Annotated in this window: 15 protein-coding genes and 1 pseudogene; 8 read left to right on the top strand and 8 right to left on the bottom strand. The window is 72.3% G+C overall.

What is annotated here, in order from left to right:
• The 3 genes and pseudogenes from AB0G15_RS33120 to AB0G15_RS33110 form a co-directional block, all read right to left on the bottom strand.
• Positions 1–94: pseudogene (locus tag AB0G15_RS33120) on the bottom strand (IS5/IS1182 family transposase); the annotation flags it as partial.
• A gap of 113 nt (positions 95–207) precedes the next feature.
• A complete protein-coding gene (locus AB0G15_RS33115; RefSeq protein WP_362692135.1) occupies positions 208–900 on the bottom strand; it encodes an HAD family hydrolase in 693 nt (230 codons plus the stop codon).
• Positions 901–1,171: 271 nt separating this feature from the next.
• On the bottom strand, positions 1,172–2,365 hold the full coding sequence (locus AB0G15_RS33110; protein ID WP_362847413.1) for an Ig-like domain-containing protein: 1,194 nt from the start codon (positions 2,363–2,365) through the stop codon (positions 1,172–1,174).
• Between the two features lie 382 nt (positions 2,366–2,747).
• Here AB0G15_RS33110 and AB0G15_RS33105 point away from each other — a divergent pair, with 382 nt between their 5' ends.
• The 4 genes from AB0G15_RS33105 (at position 2,748) to AB0G15_RS33090 (ending at position 6,716) form a co-directional block, all read left to right on the top strand.
• Entirely contained in the window at positions 2,748–4,436 is a 1,689-nt protein-coding gene (locus AB0G15_RS33105) for a SpoIIE family protein phosphatase (protein WP_362847410.1), read from the top strand.
• Entirely contained in the window at positions 4,433–5,545 is a 1,113-nt protein-coding gene (locus AB0G15_RS33100) for a cobalamin-dependent protein (protein WP_362847407.1), read from the top strand. The genes AB0G15_RS33105 and AB0G15_RS33100 overlap by 4 nt, the downstream gene beginning before the upstream one ends.
• Positions 5,546–5,551: 6 nt before the next feature.
• On the top strand, positions 5,552–5,887 hold the full coding sequence (locus AB0G15_RS33095) for an STAS domain-containing protein (RefSeq protein ID WP_362847404.1): 336 nt from the start codon (positions 5,552–5,554) through the stop codon (positions 5,885–5,887).
• A gap of 70 nt (positions 5,888–5,957) precedes the next feature.
• The gene (locus AB0G15_RS33090; RefSeq protein WP_362847401.1) at positions 5,958–6,716 is read left to right on the top strand and encodes a helix-turn-helix domain-containing protein; all 759 of its coding nucleotides are present in this window, start codon (positions 5,958–5,960) and stop codon (positions 6,714–6,716) included.
• Here the strand turns inward: AB0G15_RS33090 and AB0G15_RS33085 are convergent.
• Both AB0G15_RS33085 and AB0G15_RS33080 read right to left on the bottom strand, forming a co-directional pair.
• Positions 6,691–8,907 (bottom strand): ATP-dependent RecD-like DNA helicase, encoded by a 2,217-nt coding sequence (locus AB0G15_RS33085; RefSeq protein ID WP_362847398.1) that lies wholly within the window; start codon positions 8,905–8,907, stop codon positions 6,691–6,693. The two genes, AB0G15_RS33090 and AB0G15_RS33085, sit on opposite strands and share 26 nt — an antisense overlap.
• 304 nt (positions 8,908–9,211) lie before the next feature.
• Positions 9,212–9,493, bottom strand: a complete 282-nt coding sequence (locus AB0G15_RS33080) for a hypothetical protein (protein WP_362847394.1) — start codon at positions 9,491–9,493, stop codon at positions 9,212–9,214.
• 520 nt (positions 9,494–10,013) lie between these two features.
• Here AB0G15_RS33080 and AB0G15_RS33075 point away from each other — a divergent pair.
• Entirely contained in the window at positions 10,014–10,949 is a 936-nt protein-coding gene (locus tag AB0G15_RS33075) for a DUF4394 domain-containing protein (protein ID WP_362847392.1), read from the top strand.
• Between the two features lie 187 nt (positions 10,950–11,136).
• On the opposite strand, the gene AB0G15_RS33070 is transcribed toward AB0G15_RS33075, so the two are convergent.
• A complete protein-coding gene (locus AB0G15_RS33070) occupies positions 11,137–11,598 on the bottom strand; it encodes a hypothetical protein (RefSeq protein ID WP_362847389.1) in 462 nt (153 codons plus the stop codon).
• A 618-nt stretch (positions 11,599–12,216) separates the two neighbouring features.
• Between AB0G15_RS33070 and AB0G15_RS33065 the strand changes: the two genes are divergently transcribed.
• The 3 genes from AB0G15_RS33065 to AB0G15_RS33055 all read left to right on the top strand — a co-directional run bounded on the left by AB0G15_RS33065 (position 12,217) and on the right by AB0G15_RS33055 (position 15,621).
• Positions 12,217–13,770 carry a hypothetical protein gene (locus AB0G15_RS33065; protein ID WP_362847386.1) on the top strand — a complete coding sequence of 518 codons (1,554 nt, stop codon included), beginning with the start codon at positions 12,217–12,219 and terminating at the stop codon, positions 13,768–13,770.
• A 172-nt stretch (positions 13,771–13,942) separates the two neighbouring features.
• Positions 13,943–14,359 (top strand): YciI family protein, encoded by a 417-nt coding sequence (locus AB0G15_RS33060; protein ID WP_362847384.1) that lies wholly within the window; start codon positions 13,943–13,945, stop codon positions 14,357–14,359.
• Positions 14,359–15,621, top strand: coding sequence for a DUF6596 domain-containing protein (locus AB0G15_RS33055; RefSeq protein ID WP_362847426.1), 1,263 nt, complete (start codon positions 14,359–14,361; stop codon positions 15,619–15,621). The genes AB0G15_RS33060 and AB0G15_RS33055 overlap by 1 nt, the downstream gene beginning before the upstream one ends.
• 45 nt (positions 15,622–15,666) lie before the next feature.
• Here AB0G15_RS33055 and AB0G15_RS33050 read toward each other — a convergent pair whose 3' ends face one another.
• Positions 15,667–16,782, bottom strand: a complete 1,116-nt coding sequence (locus tag AB0G15_RS33050) for a HAMP domain-containing sensor histidine kinase (RefSeq protein WP_362847381.1) — start codon at positions 16,780–16,782, stop codon at positions 15,667–15,669.
• Complete coding sequence (locus AB0G15_RS33045) at positions 16,779–17,441, bottom strand: response regulator transcription factor (RefSeq protein WP_362847378.1); 663 nt, start codon at positions 17,439–17,441, stop codon at positions 16,779–16,781. The genes AB0G15_RS33050 and AB0G15_RS33045 overlap by 4 nt, the downstream gene beginning before the upstream one ends.
• Positions 17,442–17,543: the final 102 nt, after the last annotated feature.

Raw genomic sequence — 17,543 nt, 5'->3', positions numbered from 1 at the left:
ACGGGTGCGCGGCCTTCCATGCCGTAATCACCGGTTCGATCAGCGCCCACTGCTCGTCGGACAAGTCGCTGGGGTACGGCTTGCGCTCGCTCACCCGGTCATCCCAGCACATCCTGGCCCACCAGCCAGCTGTAACGCTAAATGTCCACCCGCTCACACTGTGACATCACAGGCATCGACTCGCGAACCGCCCTCTGAGGCCACCCCTCAGAAGTGGTCCAGCAGCTCGGGGAACCTGCCCAGTCGCAGCACCCGCTCGTCACCGGGGTCGAGGTCGCTCTGCTCCAGCGCCCAGGTGTGGTCGTTGGGGATGAACACGGCATTCATCCCCGCCTGCCGGGCCGGAAGGATGTCCGACTTCGGGGAGTTGCCGATCATCCAGGTTGTCGCGGGCGCCAGCGCGTGCTCGCGGGCCAGCCACCGGTAGGTGCCGACGTCCTTCTCCGCCACGATGTGCACGTCGCGGAAGTGGTGGGCCAGCCGCGAGGCCTCCAGCTTGCGCCGCTGCTCGTCCAGGTCGCCCTTGGTGAGCAGCAGCAGCTCGTGGCGCTCGCCCAGGGCCGTGAGCGTCTCGGCGACACCCTCGACCAGCTCCACCCGGCGCTCGACGAGGGCCAGGGCCAGCTCGTCGATGCGGCGGCGCTCGGCCTCGGTCGCGGGGCGCTCGCTCAGCCGCTCGAAGCACTCGCCGAGGCTGCGCAGGAACATCGTGCTGCCGTAGCCGTGGGTGACGGCGTTGGCCGCCTGGATGTCGTCGAGGACGGCGCGGATCTGGGCCCGCTCCAGGGTCGGATGCGCCAGCCAGTCGAGGAAGTCCTCGACGACCCGCTCGAACAGCACGTTGTTCTCCCACAGCGTGTCGTCGGCGTCGAAGATGAGCACCTGCGCCTGGAGCCTCACACGGTCCTCCCCCGAGAACGTCCTCATCGGCCACGCCCAGCGTCTGCCCGACGCCGGCCCGCCGCCGTGTTCGCCGCACACGCTACCGCGCCCGCCCGGCCGGGCGCGGCCCGTTTTTCACCGCCCTTACCGCCGTCCCCAGATCACACCTCCACCGCGGCCCCGAGATCACACCTCGAGATCACGTCCGGGTCACCCGGCACGGAGCCCGCCCGCGAGCCGCCGCGGACGGGCCCCGGAGCCGGGGTGGTCAGGCCAGGGCCCGGGGTGGTCAGGCCAGGGCGCTGCCCTTGCGCCATTCCTTGAACGACATCTGCCAGAAGCCCCAGCCGTTGTTCCACTCCATCTCGCGGTCGGTGCCCCTGATGGTGATCACGTCGCCGCGCTGGACCTGGTTGTAGAACCACCGGGCCTGGTCGGGGCGGGAGTTGATGCACCCGTGGCTGACGTTCCGGCGTCCCTGGGCCCACACGTTGTTCAGCGCGTGCACGTACTCGCCGCTGTTGGAGAAACGGACCGCGTGGTTGATCATCAGGTCGTAGTAGCCGGGGTCGCCCTTCTTGCGGCCCGGGGAGATCATGCGCTCGGGGTTGGCCTTGCCCATCGCCAGGTGGACGCCGCTGGTGGTGGTGTACTCACGGGTGGTGGCGTTGCCCGCGCTGATCAGCATGGTCTGCACGACCTTGCCGTCCCGTTTGACGATCATCTTGTGCTTGCGGGTGTCGATCGTGGAGATCTGGGCCGCGCCGATCTGGATGACCTTGGTCATGTCCTTGACGCCGTACATGTCCTTGCCGCCCTGCACGCCCTTGAGGCGGGCGGTGAAAGTCACCTTCTGGTGCGGCTGCCAGAACTTGGCGGTCCGGTAGATCACGGTTGTGTCGTTGATCCACCGCCACGCGCCCTGTACTGGCTTTTGTGCTTTGACCTCCAGGGCCTTCTCCACCCCGGCCTTGTTGGCGATCTGCTGGTTGAAGGTGACGATGATCGGCGCCCCCACGCCGACCTTCTCCCCCTTGATCGCCGGGGTCACGTCCGCCACCTCGAGTTCGTGCTCGGGCTTGAGCGTCCTGAAGGAACCGGCGGCGGTCGTGCCGTCCACCGCCCGTGCCGACACGGTGTAGTCACTGTCCGGCATCATGGGCGTGGAGGAGACCCACTTCGTGCGCTCGGCGTCGAAGTCGCCCTCCAGCTTGCGGCCGCCGCTTTCCACGGTGACCTCCTCCAACGCGCCGTTGGAGGCCGCGACGACGACCTTCTTGTTCGGGCGCACGGTTTTGCTGCCCTTGGCCGGGCTGATCTTTATCTCCGTCGCGGCCGGAGCGGTGGCGGCGACGGCGCCCGGTTCGGAGCCGGGACCGGCGGAGGCCTCCGGGGCCGCCCCTCCGGAGCAGGCGGTGACCAGCACCGCCGCGGTCGCCAGGGCCAGACCGGCCAGCGGCGTCCTGAGGCGTCGGCGTTCCACGATCAGCACAATTTCTCTCCCCAACTACAGCAAACTGCTCTTAAAACACTAATAGGAGATGCATGATGACTGAACATGGTTGCGCCCGATTTGGTAACGTTTCGGACTCTTCGTAAAGTCAGAAAAATGCCAACCGAGAGTCAGGAAAAGGCAAAGTTCCCACGTCACGGGGCTGGACGTAAAAGGGCCGCTCCGGCGGGGTGAGCACCCGCGCGGGCGACATCGGGCCACGATCCGTCGCGCCCCGGCCGCATCAACAGCCGCCCGAGGGGCATGGGACAGTCGAAGACCCCTGGCGTCGCGTACCGGATCCCCCCGGCCCGCCCCGACGGCGGACGGAAGATAATCTGATCGATCCCTCTCCACACGGAAGCCCTGGGTGATGACAAGACCTCCCTCCCTGCGCGACCCCGGCCACGCGCTCACCGCCGGCCTGGACGTCGACGTGGACGCCGACCTCGACCGCGACGCGGATGACGAGCGCGACGTCCCGCGGGCACCGGGCGAGGAGCTGCTGCGCGCCATCGTGGAGGCCAGTGGCGAGGGGGTCGTGCTGTGCGGCACCGACGGCGTCGTGGTGATGCTGAACGCCGCCGCGGCCGAGATGGCACCCGAGATCGTCCCCGGCCGCCCCCTGCGCTCGGGCCCGGCCGCGTCCCTGTTCGAGGACGACCACCCCGAGGGCGAGAGCCGCGAGAGCGATCACGGGCGGCGCCGGATCCGGGTGCGCCGCGAGGTCTTCGGTCTCACCCACCGGGCCTGGTACCTGCGTGACGTCACCGCCGAGTCCGCCAGGACCGACGCGCTGCTGGCCGAGCGCCGGCGCACCGACTTCCTCATCGAGGCGGGCCGCAGGCTGTCGGCCTCGCTCAACATGCGCCGCTGCGCCCGTACCGCGATCGAGCTGGCCACCCCCTTCCTGGCCGACGCCGCCATGGTCGTGCTGCCGCCCTCGGGGCGCCGCCACGCCGGCTGGCTGCGCCTGACCAGCACCGACCGCGCCCTGCAGGAGGGCAACGTCGCCGTCGCCGACACCGCGCAGGTGCCCGGCCTGGCCGAGGCGCTGGCGGGTTTCCCGCCCGTGCCCAGCCGCTGGCTGGATCCGGGCCAGGTGCCCGGCTGGCTGCTGCCCGACAGGTTCGGGGCGGCCGGGCACCTCCTCGTCACCCCGCTGCCCGGCAACGGGGTGCCCGCCGGGGCGCTCGTGCTCGCCCGCCACGAGGACGGCCCGCCCTTCGACGAGGACGCCGAGACCCTGGTGCGGATCTTCGCCGCCCGGGCCGGGGCGGCCATCTCCGCCGCCGCCCTCTACCAGGAGCAGAGCGCCACCAACGCGATCCTCAGCAATGACCTGCTGCCCCCGCCGCTGCCCGCCCTGGCCGGTTTGGAGCTGGCCGGATCGCTGCGCGCCGCCCGCCAGGCCGGGCTCATCGGCGGCGACTTCTACGACGTCTACCTGCCCGAGACCGGCAGGCCCGGCGAGCCGCTGGTGGTGCTGGGCGACGTCTGCGGCAAGGGCGCCCGCGCCGCCGTCCTGACCGGGCACATCCGCCACTGCCTGCGCACGCTGCTGCTGCTGGAGGAGCGCCCCGAGCGGCTGGTGGCCCTGCTCAACCGCTCCCTGCGAGGCTCGCCCACGCCCAACTCCTACGCCACCCTCGTGCTCGGCACGCTCAGCGCCACCCCGGACGGGCACGTACGCGTGGACCTGGCGGTCGCCGGGCACCCGGCGCCGCTGATCCTGCGCCTCGACGGCACCGTGCAGGAGAGCACGGCCCACGGCTCCATGCTCGGCGCGTTCGCCGACACCGTCCTGGCCCCCGTCGGCGTCGACCTGGCCCCTGGCGAGGTGTGCCTGCTCTACAGCGACGGCATCACCGAGGCCTTCGGCGGCCCCACCGGCAGGGAGATGTACGGCACCCAGCGGCTGAAGGCCGCCCTGGCAGGCTGCGCGGGCATGCCGGTCGCGGCACTGGTCGAGCGGCTGGAGCAGATCAGCACCGACTGGCTGGGCGGCGACGTCCAGGACGACCGGGCACTGCTGGCGGTGCAGGCGAGGCCGGCCCGATGAGCACGCTGAGCACCTCGCCGAGCACCGGGAGCGCGGCGGGCGCGGGAGGCGCTGGAGACGCTGGAGGCACGGCCGCGGACCTGCGCGAGGCCGTCGAGCGGTACCTGGGGCACATCGGGCGGGCCGACGAGTTCGCCGCCATCGACCTGGCGCTCGGCCTGCTGGAGGAGGGCGTGGACGCCGAGCGGCTGCTGCTGGAGCTCATCGCCCCCGCCCAGCGGCGCGTCGGCGAGCTGTGGGCGGCCAACGAGTGGTCCATCGCCCGCGAGCACGGCGCCACCGCCGTCAGCGAGCGCGCCGTCGCCGCGATCGCCGCCCGCGTCCGGCCCGAGCCCACCCGCGGGCGCCTCACCGTCGCCTGCGCCGATGGCGAGTACCACGCGCTGCCCACCCGCCTGCTGGCCGAGGTCCTGCGCCTGCGCGGCTGGCGGGTCGACTTCCTGGGCGCCAGCGTGCCCGGTCCGCACCTGATCACCCACCTGCACCAGACCGGGCCCGACGCGGTCGCGCTGGGCTGCGCGCTGGCCACCCGCCTGCCCCGGGCGCACGCCACCCTCACCGCCTGCCAGGCCGTCGGAGTGCCGGTCATGGCCGGCGGGGCCGGCTTCGGCGCCGACGGCCGCTACGCCCGACTGCTGGGCGCCGACGCCTGGGCGCCCACCGCCGACGTCGCGGCCGGCCGGCTGGAGCGCGGAGACCTGACCGGCCCGCCCCGCCCCGCCGACGCGCCGGCCCACCTCGCCGACGAGGAGTACACCCACCTGACGCGCCGGCGCGCCGAGCTGCTCACCCGGGCGATGGAGACCCTGGCCCGCGCCTACCCGCCGATGGCCGCCTACGACCTCCACCAGCTCGACGCCACCGCCGCCGACCTGGGCCACCTGCTCGACTTCCTGTCCGCGGCCCTGTACGTCGACGACGCACCGCTGTTCACCGGCTTCATCGGCTGGACCGGCGCCGTGCTCGCGGCACGCGGGGTCCCCGCCGAGGCCCTGACGGTGGGATTGCGCGTTTTCCACGACGAGCTGCGAGACTTCCCCCGTGCCCGCCACATGCTGGTCCAGGGGATCGAGGCGGCACCCGCCCCCGGCACCGATCAGGAGATTTGACGGTTGATGTTCGACAAGACCCCGTTCCGTACCGAGGTGCGCGTCGCCGCTCCGGACACCACCCTGCTCGTCCTCAGCGGTGACCTCGACTACGACACGGCTCCCGAGCTCTTCGGCTTCGCGCAGGAGCTGTTGCCCGGGGAGGTGCGCAACCTCGATCTGGACCTGTCGGGCCTGGAGTTCATCGACTCCTCGGGGGTGGCGGCCCTGATCAACGTCTACAACTCCGCCGGCGAGCACGGCATCGTCATGCGGATCGTCGCCCTCACCCCCTACCTGCGCCACCTGCTGCGGGTGACCGCCCTCGACCAGCTCTTCAAGCTCCCCCAGGAGCAGGAGTGAGCGCCGCCGGCCGGCGATAGCGGGGACGCTTCGGCCGGCGCCGAAGCGTCCCTGGCCGATGATGGAGACCATGACGTCGACCACCCCGGTCCCGCTGGCGGCATTGGCCGCCCTGCTCGCCGACGGCACCCGCGCCACGTTCTGCCTGGCCCTGCTGGACGGGCGGGCCTGGAGCGCCGGGGAGCTGGCCCGGCACGCGGGGGTCGCGGCCTCGACCGCCAGCGAGCACCTGTCCCAGCTCGTCGGCGGCGGCCTGCTGGCCGAGGAGCGCCAGGGACGCCACCGGTACGTGCGCCTGGCCGGGCCGGAGGTGGCCCGGCTCGTCGAGGACCTGGCCGCCCACGCCGGCCTCGGGGCCGCCGCCGCCCGGCCCGCGACGCTGCGCGCCGCGAGCGCGGCCCGCGCGCTGGCCGGGGCCCGGACCTGCTACGACCACCTGGCCGGGCGGCTCGGCGTGGCGATCACCGACGCGCTCACCGCCCGCGGCCTGCTGCGCCAGGACGCCGGGTTCGCGCTCAGCGACGAGGGACTGTCGTGGTTCGCCGTCGAGCTGGGGGCGCCGCTGCCCGGCGGCGGGCGCCGCCCGCTGGCCCGGCCCTGCCTGGACTGGACCGAACGCCGTCACCACCTGGCCGGCACCGCCGGGGCCGTGCTGTGCGCGACCGCGCTGGAACGCGGCTGGGTCGGCCGGATCGGCTCAGGGCGTGCCCTGAACGTCACCCGCGCCGGGCACGAGGCCCTGGCCCGCCTGCTGGGCCTCACCGGCCTGGCGGCCGACGCGGCACCGCTGACCATAGGGGCCCTCAGTGGCCGCGCAGGCGGTGGGTGAGGCTGGTGTGGCGGCGCCCGGCTCCCCGGGTGCGCACCGCCTGGGCCAGCGCGCGGCGCGAGCCGACGATGACGACGAGCTTCTTGGCCCGGGTGATCGCGGTGTAGAGCAGGTTGCGCTGCAACATCATCCACGCGCTGGTGGACAGCGGGATGACCACCGCCGGGTACTCGCTGCCCTGGGAGCGGTGGATCGACACCGCGTAGGCGTGGGCCAGCTCGTCCAGCTCGTCGAAGGCGTACTCGACGTTCTCGTCCTCGTCGGTCAGCACGGTCAGCTTGTGGTCGTCGGGCCTGATGTCGACCACCATGCCCACGGTGCCGTTGAACACCCCCGCCGCGCCCTTCTCGTAGTTGTTGCGCAGCTGGGTGACCTTGTCGCCGACCCGGAAGACCCGCCCGCCGTAGCGGCGTTCGGGCATGCCCTCCCTGGAGGGGGTCAGCGCCTCCTGCAGCGCGTTGTTGAGGTTGCCGGCCCCGGCCGGGCCCCGGTGCATCGGCGACAGGACCTGCACGTCGCGGCGCGGGTTGAGGCCGAACTTGCGCGGGATGCGGTTGGCGACCACGTCCACGGTCAGCGCCGCGATCTCCTCGGGCTCCTCGCAGGGGAACAGGAAGAAGTCGGTCATGCCCTCCAGCGCCGGGGGCAGGCCGGTGTTGACCCGGTGGGCGTTGACGACCACCCCCGACTCCTGGGCCTGGCGGAAGATGTGGGTCAGCCGCACCCGGGGGATCTCCTCCTCGGCGGCCAGCAGGTCGCGCAGCACCTCGCCCGCGCCGACCGAGGGCAGCTGGTCGACGTCTCCCACGAAGAGCAGGTGCGTGCCCGGGGCGACGGCCTTGACCAGCTTGTTGGCCAGCAGCAGGTCCAGCATCGAGGCCTCGTCGACCACGACCAGGTCGGCGTCCAGCGGGTTGTCGCGGTCGAAGGTGGCGTCCCCGCCGGGACGCAGCTGCAGCAGCCGGTGCACGGTGGTGGCCTCGTGGCCGGTCAGCTCCGCCAGGCGCTTGGCCGCCCTGCCGGTGGGCGCGGCCAGGATCACCTTGGCCTTCTTGGCTCGGGCCAGGGTGACGATGGAGCGTACGGTGAAGCTCTTGCCGCAGCCGGGGCCGCCGGTCAGCACCGCGACCTTCTCCGTCAGCGCCAGCCGTACCGAGTGGGCCTGCTCCTCGGCGAGCTCGGCGCCGGTCCGGGTGCGCAGCCATTTCAGCGCCGCGTCCCAGTCGACGGAGGCGAAGGCGCCTAGGCGGTCGTGCTCGCAGGCCAGCAGGGAGCGCAGCGCGCCGGCCAGGGACAGCTCGGCGCGGTGGAAGGGCACCAGGTAGACCGCCGGGACGCTGCCGTCGCCGACCGGGACGTCCTCGCGGACCACGCCCTCCTCGGCGACCAGCTCCTCCAGGCACCGCGCGGTCAGCTCGGCGGGAACCTCCAGGATCTTCACCGCGTCGCCGACGAGGTTGGGCGCCGGAAGGTAGCAGTGGCCGTCGTCGGCGGCCTGGGACAGGGTGTAGCGCAGGCCCGCCTTGACGCGCTCGGGGCTGTCGTGCGGGATGCCCACCGCCTGGGCGATGGTGTCGGCGGTCTTGAAACCGATGCCCCACACGTCGTCGGCCAGCCGGTACGGCTCGCTCTTGACGACCGTGATGGACCTGTCGCCGTACTGCTTGAAGATGCGGACCGCGATCGAGGTGGACACGCCGACCCCCTGCAGGAAGATCATCACCTCTTTGATGATCTTCTGTTCCTCCCAGGCGACGCCGATCATCTTGGTCCGCTTGGGGCCGAGCCCGGGGACCTCCACCAGCCGCTCGGGGGTGGTCTCGATGACCTCCAGGGTGTCGACGCCGAAGTGGTCGACGATCCGTTCGGCCATCTTCGGCCCGATGCCCTTGATCAGCCCGGAGCCCAGGTAGCGCCGGATGCCCTGGATGGTGGCGGGCAGCACGGTGGCGTAGGACCACACCTCGAACTGCTTGCCGTACTTGGGATGGGAGGCCCAGCGCCCGGTCAGCCGCAGCGACTCACCCGGCTGGGCGCCCAGCAGCGGCCCGACCACGGTCAGCAGGTCGGCGCCGGAACGGTCGGTGGCCACCCGGGCGATGGTGTAGCCGGTCTCCTCGTTGGCGTAGGTGATGCGTTCGAGGACGGCCGAGATGGAGACACCCGTGACCCCGCGTTGCTCCGGCTGCACGCCACCTCCCTCGCGCTGAACCCGCTCGCGCAAGTGTAGGACAGCCGCAGAAACCCCGAGCGCGTGTTCTCCCGCCGCGGAGTCCCCCGCAGTTCCCCGCAGCCTCCCGGAAGGTGACTCGTGCGGGGATCGCTCGCGTACGCGTTCCCCGGCGGGCGGTACCCCGTGAATTGCGGGAGTCGTTTCGGCGGGCGTGTGACGCCGGCGCCCACATGCCCGCGTCACACGCCCGGATTCGCCCGCCGGGATCGGGGAACGCGGCCGGAAGCCATTCGTCCGGCCGGAAGTCGTGAGATCGGAATGCCTATCGGATTTCGCCGGTCGTGACGCGCTCCGTCGAGCCGGATGCCGCGCGGGCCGCCTTCTTCCGGTAGTTGCGCATGCTGGAGACCGCGACAAGAGCCATCATCAGCCCCATGCCGATCGTGAAGCTGACGGCTATCGGCCATCTGAAGACGAAGTCCTGTCCGGCTTCGGTGTCGAACCACATGTAGAGGAGGCTTATCAGGAAGCCTCCGACGGTACCTGCCGCGAGGCCGAAAAGAGCCACTCGCGACAAAGGAGTGCCGTTTTCTCGCATGTCCATGAGACCGAGAAGACCATATCGCCATAAGCGAGCTCGACGATCGTTCATGTCAATCCCCTTTCGTCCGCCGAAAAGCCGGACCCCGTTGTGATCGCGCTGTTCGAGCCGTCCCTCTACCTCGTCAAGGCGGCCGGAAACATTCCGGGCCGGCGTGCCACCGGATTGATCCGTCGCACGAATTCGTTGAACAGGGCGATTCGCACGGCATCGGTATCGAAAATCTTGGAATACGTGGTCCGCGCGTTCGCGGCGGAGTTCCCGTCCTCGCCCGTCCTCGCCCGGCCCGGGCGGGCGCGGCGGAACGCGCGACCGCGACGCGAGGGCGGGGTTTCGCTGGTTTCGCCAGGCTCCGTCCGGGTGCGGGCGGGGCGGATCGGAGGCCGATCCCAGACACGCCGGTGATCCGGGGCCCTTTCACGGGCCACGCCGTCGCCGTGTGTGATGAAGTCTCTGCGATCCGTAACGGCCCTGTCGCCGAAGACGCGGGTGCCGTGGCACCCGACCGCAGAAGGAGAGGCACATGCGAAGGACACTCATCGCCGCCGTGGTGGCGCTGGGCACGATGGCGAGCACGGTGGCGGGCAGCGCGCCGGCGATGGCCGGGCTCAGGCCCGGCATCGACGTCATCGGGCTCACCGGCGACCAGCGCCTGGTGGGTTTCGAGATCCGCTCCCCCGGCCGCACCCGCGACCTCGGCAGGGTCCGCGGGCTCGCCGGCGACACCGCGCTCGTGGGCATCGACTACCGCGTGCGCAACGGCAAGCTCTACGGCGTCGGGAACCAGGGCGGCGTCTACACGCTCAGCGGGCCGGCCAGGGCGGTCAAGGTCTCGCAGCTGACCGTGCCGCTGAGCGGCGTCGACTTCGGCGTCGACTTCAACCCCGCCGCCGACCGGCTGCGCGTGATCAGCGACACCGGGCAGAACCTGCGCCACAACCTCGACGACCCGGCGGGCGCGCCGGCCGCGGGGCAGACCGTGGCCGACGGGCCGCTGACCGGCCCGCAGACCCGCCCGCCGAGCGACCCGCCGACCGCCCCGGCGGCCGGTGCGCCGGGCGACCCGTCCTTCGCGCCGGTCGTCGCGGAAGCGGTCGCGACCGGCGTCTCGGGCGCCGGATACACCAACAACGACCTCAGCCCGGCCACCGCCACGACGCTCTTCGACGTGGACACCACGGCCGCCCGGGTGAGCCTGCAGTCCCCCGCCAACGCGGGCACGCTGGTGGCGACCGGCAACCTGCGCGTGGCCGCGACCGGCGCGGCGGGCTTCGACGTCCACAGCTCGTTGCGCAACGGCGTCACCGTCTCCAACAGCGCCTTCGCCGCGCTGAAGGTCGGCGGGCGCTACGGGTTCTACGGCATCAACCTGCTCACCGGCGCCGTCAACTACAACTACGGCCTCTTCCCCGCCAACCGGCAGGTGCGCGACATCGCCATCCGGCTCGACCGCGGCTGAGGGAGTTCACGCTGCCGCCGCGGACGAAGAGGATCGCCGGCCAGAAGCCGGTGAAGGCCGACGACATCGACATGGGCCGCCGCCTCGGCCTCGATCTGGCGGCCCGATCGATATCGCCCCTCGGGGTCACCCTGATCGGGAGGTTGCTCGAGACGCACCATCCCGTGGAACGGGACATCGCGGTGCCTCAGATCGGGGTGATCCTCTTCAGGATCTGCCTGCGAAGCTCGGGCCACCCCCTGCCCAGGGCGTTCCTGACGGGCACGAGCAGCTCGAAGCCGTCCCGCACGAGCGGGTCGTCCGCTTCCCGTACGAGCGCGGTGATGGCGAGCCTCGCCGCGATCGCCGCCTGCCAGCGCATCCAGCCGCGGTCCTCCTCGCGGGACTCGCCGCCGGGCCGGTCGAACCACTGCTTGCCGAGCCGGATGTTCTGATCGACGAGCCCCGGCATCAAAGTGATGACCGTTGAAGTGTCCCGGTCGGCCGCCGCCTGCGTGGCCTTGGCTACTTCCGGCCATTGAGTGAAATATCGCTGGATCATGCGATCGGCGATGAGCTTGCAGATCCAGCGATGGTGGAAGGCACCTGTCGCGATCAGAGCCTCATGGAGCTCCGGATCGACGTCGCGCAGCGAGGGAGCGGCGGGCACGCCGCCGCTCCCTCAAGGAATCGGTCGTGAACGACCATGGCACATGCGTTCCGCAGAGGTTCTCCTCGGCCGGCGGATTGGCCGGCGCGGTGGTGAACTTGTTGTAGTGGGTGTCGCCCGCGATGACTCGGTCCTTGATGAAGGACCTGTTTTCCAGCAACGTCCCGGCCAGGGTGTTGTGAATATCCGTGATGGGACACAGGGCGAGCACGCTCGGCTGTGCAGCGGCCCGTTCGAAGCGTTGTACCCGTTCCTACCTGCGGCGTGCGGTCAACAGGGTGACGACGTGGGTCCCTCGCGCGCTGCCCCGCACCACAGTCACCCGGCTGACCGGGCACCTGCACCGGAGCCGGGCCTGCACCGTGCCCACGACATCGACGCCTCGGGGCGTTGAGGCCGGCCAGGTCCTCCACCCGGGTCTGTGCGACGAGCTCCGGAGCGGGTCCGTTCAGCAGCTCCAGCCCGATGTCGTGACACCGTTCCGTTGCCGATCAAGCCCTGTGACGCCGTACGCGAAGATCCAGGGTCTTCCCAGCGCCGGAGCGGGGCGATATGACAGGGAGGCGCCGTGTGTCGGGGGGCGGCACGGCCATCGGACGTCGCGACGGGGAGACCACCATGACCGTACAAGTGATCATCGAGGCGGTCGGACGGACGGAGCTGGCGGCCGAGCGGGTACGGGAGGTGGCCGCGGCCCACCCCGACGTCCTGGCCCACCTGGAGGGCGCCGAGCCCGGGCGGCTGATCGTGGGTCCCGCGGTGGCGCTCGGCCACGACCCGGACGAGGGCGCACCGTTCCGGGCGGGGGTGTTCGACCCGGTCTCCAACCGGGGGGTCGAGCTGCGCGGGACCCTGGACCGGCCCGAGGAGGCGCAGGTGCTGCCCAGCGCCCACCGGCCCAACCCGCGCCACGAGGAGCTGAGGGCCGCCGCGGCGGTCCTGCGCGCCGACGCGCGCTTCCCCGCCGGGGACGACGTGCTGGTCTACCAGCCGATGCCGCCGCTGGCCGACCTGGACAACCCCGACGGCACCACCACCCGCCGCCCCACCCTGGGCGTCTACGACCCCTCGGGCGCCACCCGGCACCGCGTCGTCGCGGTGGACGTCGCCGCCGGCGTCGTCGACTGGTCCCCCGCCGGGGTCGGCGTCGCGACGCACCACCCGGGCGACTGCGAGTCGCACCTGCCCGTCCCCGTGGAGAGCCTGCGCGACCGGGGCGGCCCAGACCAGGTGCGGCTGCGCGTGGTCGACGGCACCACCGAGCTGTGGAACATGATCGTGGTGCGTCCGCGCGCCTCGACGCCCATCGACCCCGGCGACGGCTCGGGGGTCGAGCTGCGGGACGTGCGTCACTGGGGCAGGCTCGTGCTGCGCCAGGCGCACGTGCCGATCCTCAACGTCCAGTACGAGGAGGACGGCGTCACCTACCGCGACTGGCAGTACGAGGAGACCCGCTTCTCGGCGACCGGCACCGAGCCGGTGGGCTGGGGGTGGCGCGTCTGCACCGGGCCGCCCCGGACCATCCTGGAGCGGCCCGACAACGACGCCGGCAACTTCCAGGGAGTGGCCTTCCACCACGACGGCGGCGAGCTGCGGATCGTCAGCGAGCTGGCGGCCGGCTGGTACCGCTACGCCTCCGAGTGGCGCCTGACCGACGACGGCACGATCAGGCCGCGCTTCGGCTTCGCCGGGGTGCGCAACCCGCGCACCTGCATGCGCCACCGCCACCACGTCTACTGGCGCTTCGACTTCGACGTGGAGGGGTCGGCCAACGACGTGATCGAGCAGTTCGACGACACCGGCTCGACCGTTCCCCAGGCGGTGCCGATCGTGCGGGAGGTCGCCCGCAAACGGCGCCACCCCGCCCTGTACTGGCAGGTCACCGACAGGAACAGCGGCCGGGGATGGCGGATACACCCCGGCGAGCACGACAACACCACCGACCCCTACGGCGTCGCCGACCTGTGGTTCCTGCGCCACCACCCGGCCGAGCTGTACGACGGCAACACCGGCCCCGACAACCGGGCGACGCTGAACCGCTTCGTCAACGGCGAGAGCGTCAGCGCCACCAACGTCGTCGTCTGGTACGCCGGGCACTTCCGCCACGACCAGAACGACCCCGAGCCCCACCAGGGGCACGTCGTGGGCCCGGACCTGATTCCCGTCACCTGACAGGCGGCCGGCGCAGACGTCGAATAGCCTGGGGAGCCGGCGCGAGCGGGCGGCGGTCCGGCGATCCGGTCGATTTCGCGATCCGGCCGCGGGCGGATGTCCGGTGGGGGCCCGCGGCTCCGACGTCTCCGGTGCCGGGCGCCACGGCGGCGCCGGCGGAGAGGAAGACACCATGAAGTACATGATCCTGATGTACGGCTCGCAGCGGGACTACGACGCCATGGCGGGCAAGGACGGCGACCGGCCGTCCCTGTCCCCGGAGGACTTCGCGCCGATGCACGCGTTCATGGAGGCGTTCTCCAGGGACCTGGAGGAGTCCGGCGAGTTCGTCGAGACGCGGGGGCTGGCCGCCCCGGTCCACACCCGCAGGGTGGGGCTGAAGGACGGTGTCCCGGTCGTGACGGACGGCCCCTACGCCGAGACCCAGGAGGTCCTGGCCGGCTACTGGATCGTGGAGTGCGAGAGCTTCGACCGGGCGACCGAGATCGCCGCCCGCCTCGGGGAGTGCCCCGCCCCCGGGGACCTCGCCGCCAACTCCTACGCCGACGTACGGCCGGTCGAGGAGTTCCAGGGCGAGCCGGCGATCTGATCGTCTCCGTGCCCGGCACCGAGTTCGAGGACCTGCTGCGCCGCCTGGCGCCGCAGGTCCTCGGCGCGGTGGTACGGCGCTACGGGCATTTCGACGCCGCCGACGACGCGACGCAGGAGGCGCTCCTCGCCGCCGCCACGCAGTGGCCGAAGGACGGCCTCCCCGACAGCCCGCTGGGCTGGCTGATCACGGTCGCCTCGCGCCGGCTGACCGACCTGCTGCGCGCCGAGCAGGCGCGCCGGCGCCGTGAGGACACCGTCGCCCGGCGGGCGCTGCCCGGCCAGTGGCTCGCGCCCGCCGCCGACCGGCCCGCCTCGGAGTCCGACGACACGCTCATCCTGCTGTTCATGTGCTGTCACCCCTCGCTGTCGGCCGCCTCCCAGATCGCCCTCACCCTGCGGGCGGTCGGCGGCCTGACCACCGCGGAGATCGCCCGGGCGTTCCTCGTGCCGGAGGCGACCATGACGAGGCGCATCACCCGGGCCAAGCGCAGCGTCAGGGACAGCGGCGTCCCGTTCGGCATCCCCTCGGGCCCCGAGCGCGCCGAACGGCTCCGCGTGGTCCTGCACGTGCTCTACCTGATCTTCAACGAGGGCTACGCCAGCACCTCGGGGCCGAACCTGCAGCGCGTCGAGCTGTCGGCGGAGGCGATCCGGCTGACCCGGATGGTCCACCGGCTGCTGCCCGGCGACGGCGAGGTGACGGGGCTGCTCGCGCTCATGGTGCTCACCGACGCGCGCCGGCCGGCGCGTACCGGGCCGGACGGCGGGCTGGTCCCGATGGCCGAGCAGGACCGGAGCCTGTGGGACGCCGAGGCCGTCGCCGAGGGCGTGGCGCTCATCACCGGCGCGCTCCCCCGGGGCACGGCCGGCCCGTACCAGCTGCAGGCGGCGATCGCCGCGCTCCACGACGAGGCGCCGAGCGCCGAGGCGACCGACTGGCCGCAGATCACCGCGCTGTACGAGCTGCTGATGCGGATCTCCGACAACCCGATGGTGGCGCTGAACCACGCGGTGGCGGTGGCCATGGCCCGCGGCCCGCACGCCGGGCTCGGCCTGCTCGATCCGCTCGCGGCCGACGGGCGGATCGCCGGGGACCACCGGCTGCACGCGGTCCGCGCGCACCTGCTGGAGATGGCCGGTGATCACGTGGCGGCCCGTGACCACTACCGGGAGGCGGCCCGGCGCGCGACCAGCCTGCCGCAGCAGCGCTACCTGCACGCCAGGGCGGCACGCCTGGCGGGCGGGCACGACACCCGCTGATCGAGGCCGGCGGCGTCCCGGCGCGCACGCGGGCCGGACCTGCCGTCAGGGGTGGTCCGGATGGGATCCGTGCGCGAACCGCACGGTGATGGTCAGGCCGCCCTCGGGGCGCGCGCCGGTGGTGAGGGTGGCGTGGTGGGCCTGGGTGACGGCGTTGACGATGGCGAGTCCGAGGCCGTAGCCGTCGCGGCGGCCGTGGCGTTCGGGTGCCAGTCTCTGGAAGGGGTGAAAGAGGCGCTGGATCTGGTCGCCGGGGATGACGGGCCCGCTGTTGGCGACCGTGAGGGTCACCTGCGCGCCGGAGGTCCGGGTGGTGACCTTCACGTGCCCGTCCTCGCGGTTGTGGCGGATGGCGTTGTCGACGAGGTTGGCGACGAGGCTCTCGATCAGTCTCGGATCCCCGGTCGTCACCGCGGGCCTCAGGTCTCCGGCCAGGTCGACGCCCGTCTCCGCCGCCTGGTCGCGGCGGGAGTCGAGCACTCCTGCGACGATGTGGGCGAGGTCGAGGGTGTCCCAGCGGGTGACGCCGCGCTCGCTGGTGGCCAGAGCGAGCAGTGCCTGGACGAGCCGCTCCTGGTGTGCCCCCAGGGCGAGGGCCTCCTGGCAGGCCGAGCGCAGGGTGCCGGCGTCGGCGTCGGGATCGGCGAGGGCGACCTCGAGGAGGGTGCGCAGGCCGGCGAGAGGGGTGCGCAGCTCGTGGGAGGCGTTGGCGACGAAGTGGCGTTGGGCGTCGAAGGAGGCGTGCAGGCGGGCGAACAGGTCGTCGAGGGTGTGGCCGAGCTCGGTCAGCTCGTCCGTGGGCTCGCCGAGATCGAGGCGCCGGTGAAGGTTTCCGGCGGAGATGACCTGGGCGGTGGCGACGACGGCGCGCAGCGGGCGCAGGAAGCGGCCGGCGACGAACCATCCCAGAGCCAGGGCCAGGGGAACCAGCAGGACCAGGGCGACGGCGGATCCCGCCAGGAGCTGGGGCGGGCCGATTCCGGGCCCGGTGTCGGTGATCGCGCCCGACGAGGGACGGCCTTTGGGGATGGCCGCGTCGATGCCGGCGAGCGGGACGGCGACGAACACGACCACCAGGACCCCGGCGGCGTAGATGCCCGCCGCGTAGGCGAGCGCGAGCCGCGTCTGCAAGGACCTTCTGGCGAGCTTGCGGGAGGTCACGACGATCCGATGCGGTAGCCGCCCTCGCGGATGGTCTCGATCACCGGCGGGTCGCCGAGCTTGGCCCGCAACCGGTGCACGGTGTGCTTGACGGCACTGCTGAAGGGGTCGGCGGCCTCATCCCAGACACGTTCGAGCAGTTCCTCGGCGGAGATGACCACGCCGGGCACGGCGAGCAGGCATTCGAGCAGGGCGAACTCCCTGGGACTCAGCTCGAGGCGCCGACCGGCCCGGAACGCGGCACGGCGGGCCGGATCGAGGGTGATGTCCCCGCACGCCAGGGTGGGCGGCAGCGGCGGGGTGGCGCGGCGGGCCAGGGCACGGACGCGGGCGACCAGTTCGGCGAACGCGAACGGCTTGGGCAGGTAGTCGTCGGCGCCGAGGCCGAGCCCGTCGACGCGGTCCTCGATCGTGCCGGAGGCGGTGAGCATCAGCACGCGGGTCTCGCAGCGGCCTTGGGCGAGCCGCCGGCAGATCTCGTCCCCGTGGACGCCGGGCAGGTCGCGATCGAGGAGCACCACGTCGTAGCGGGTGGCGGCCAGGCGGTCGAGGGCGGAGGTCCCGTCCAGGACGACGTCGACGGCCATGCCCTCGCGGCGCAGCCCGGTTCCGATGGAGCGGGCGAGGACCTCGAAGTCCTCGACGACGAGGACCCTCACCGCCGCTCACCACCGGTCGTCGTGCGGACAGGGCGGCCGGAGCGGCCGACGGGTCGAGGTGCCATGGGCCAACGATGACAGATCCCCGGTTCCAGCCAGGTC

The organism is Streptosporangium sp. NPDC023825, assembly GCF_040639575.1.
In the GTDB taxonomy this organism is placed as follows: Bacteria; Actinomycetota; Actinomycetes; order Streptosporangiales; family Streptosporangiaceae; genus Streptosporangium.
This window is presented reverse-complemented; position numbering and strand designations above follow the sequence as displayed.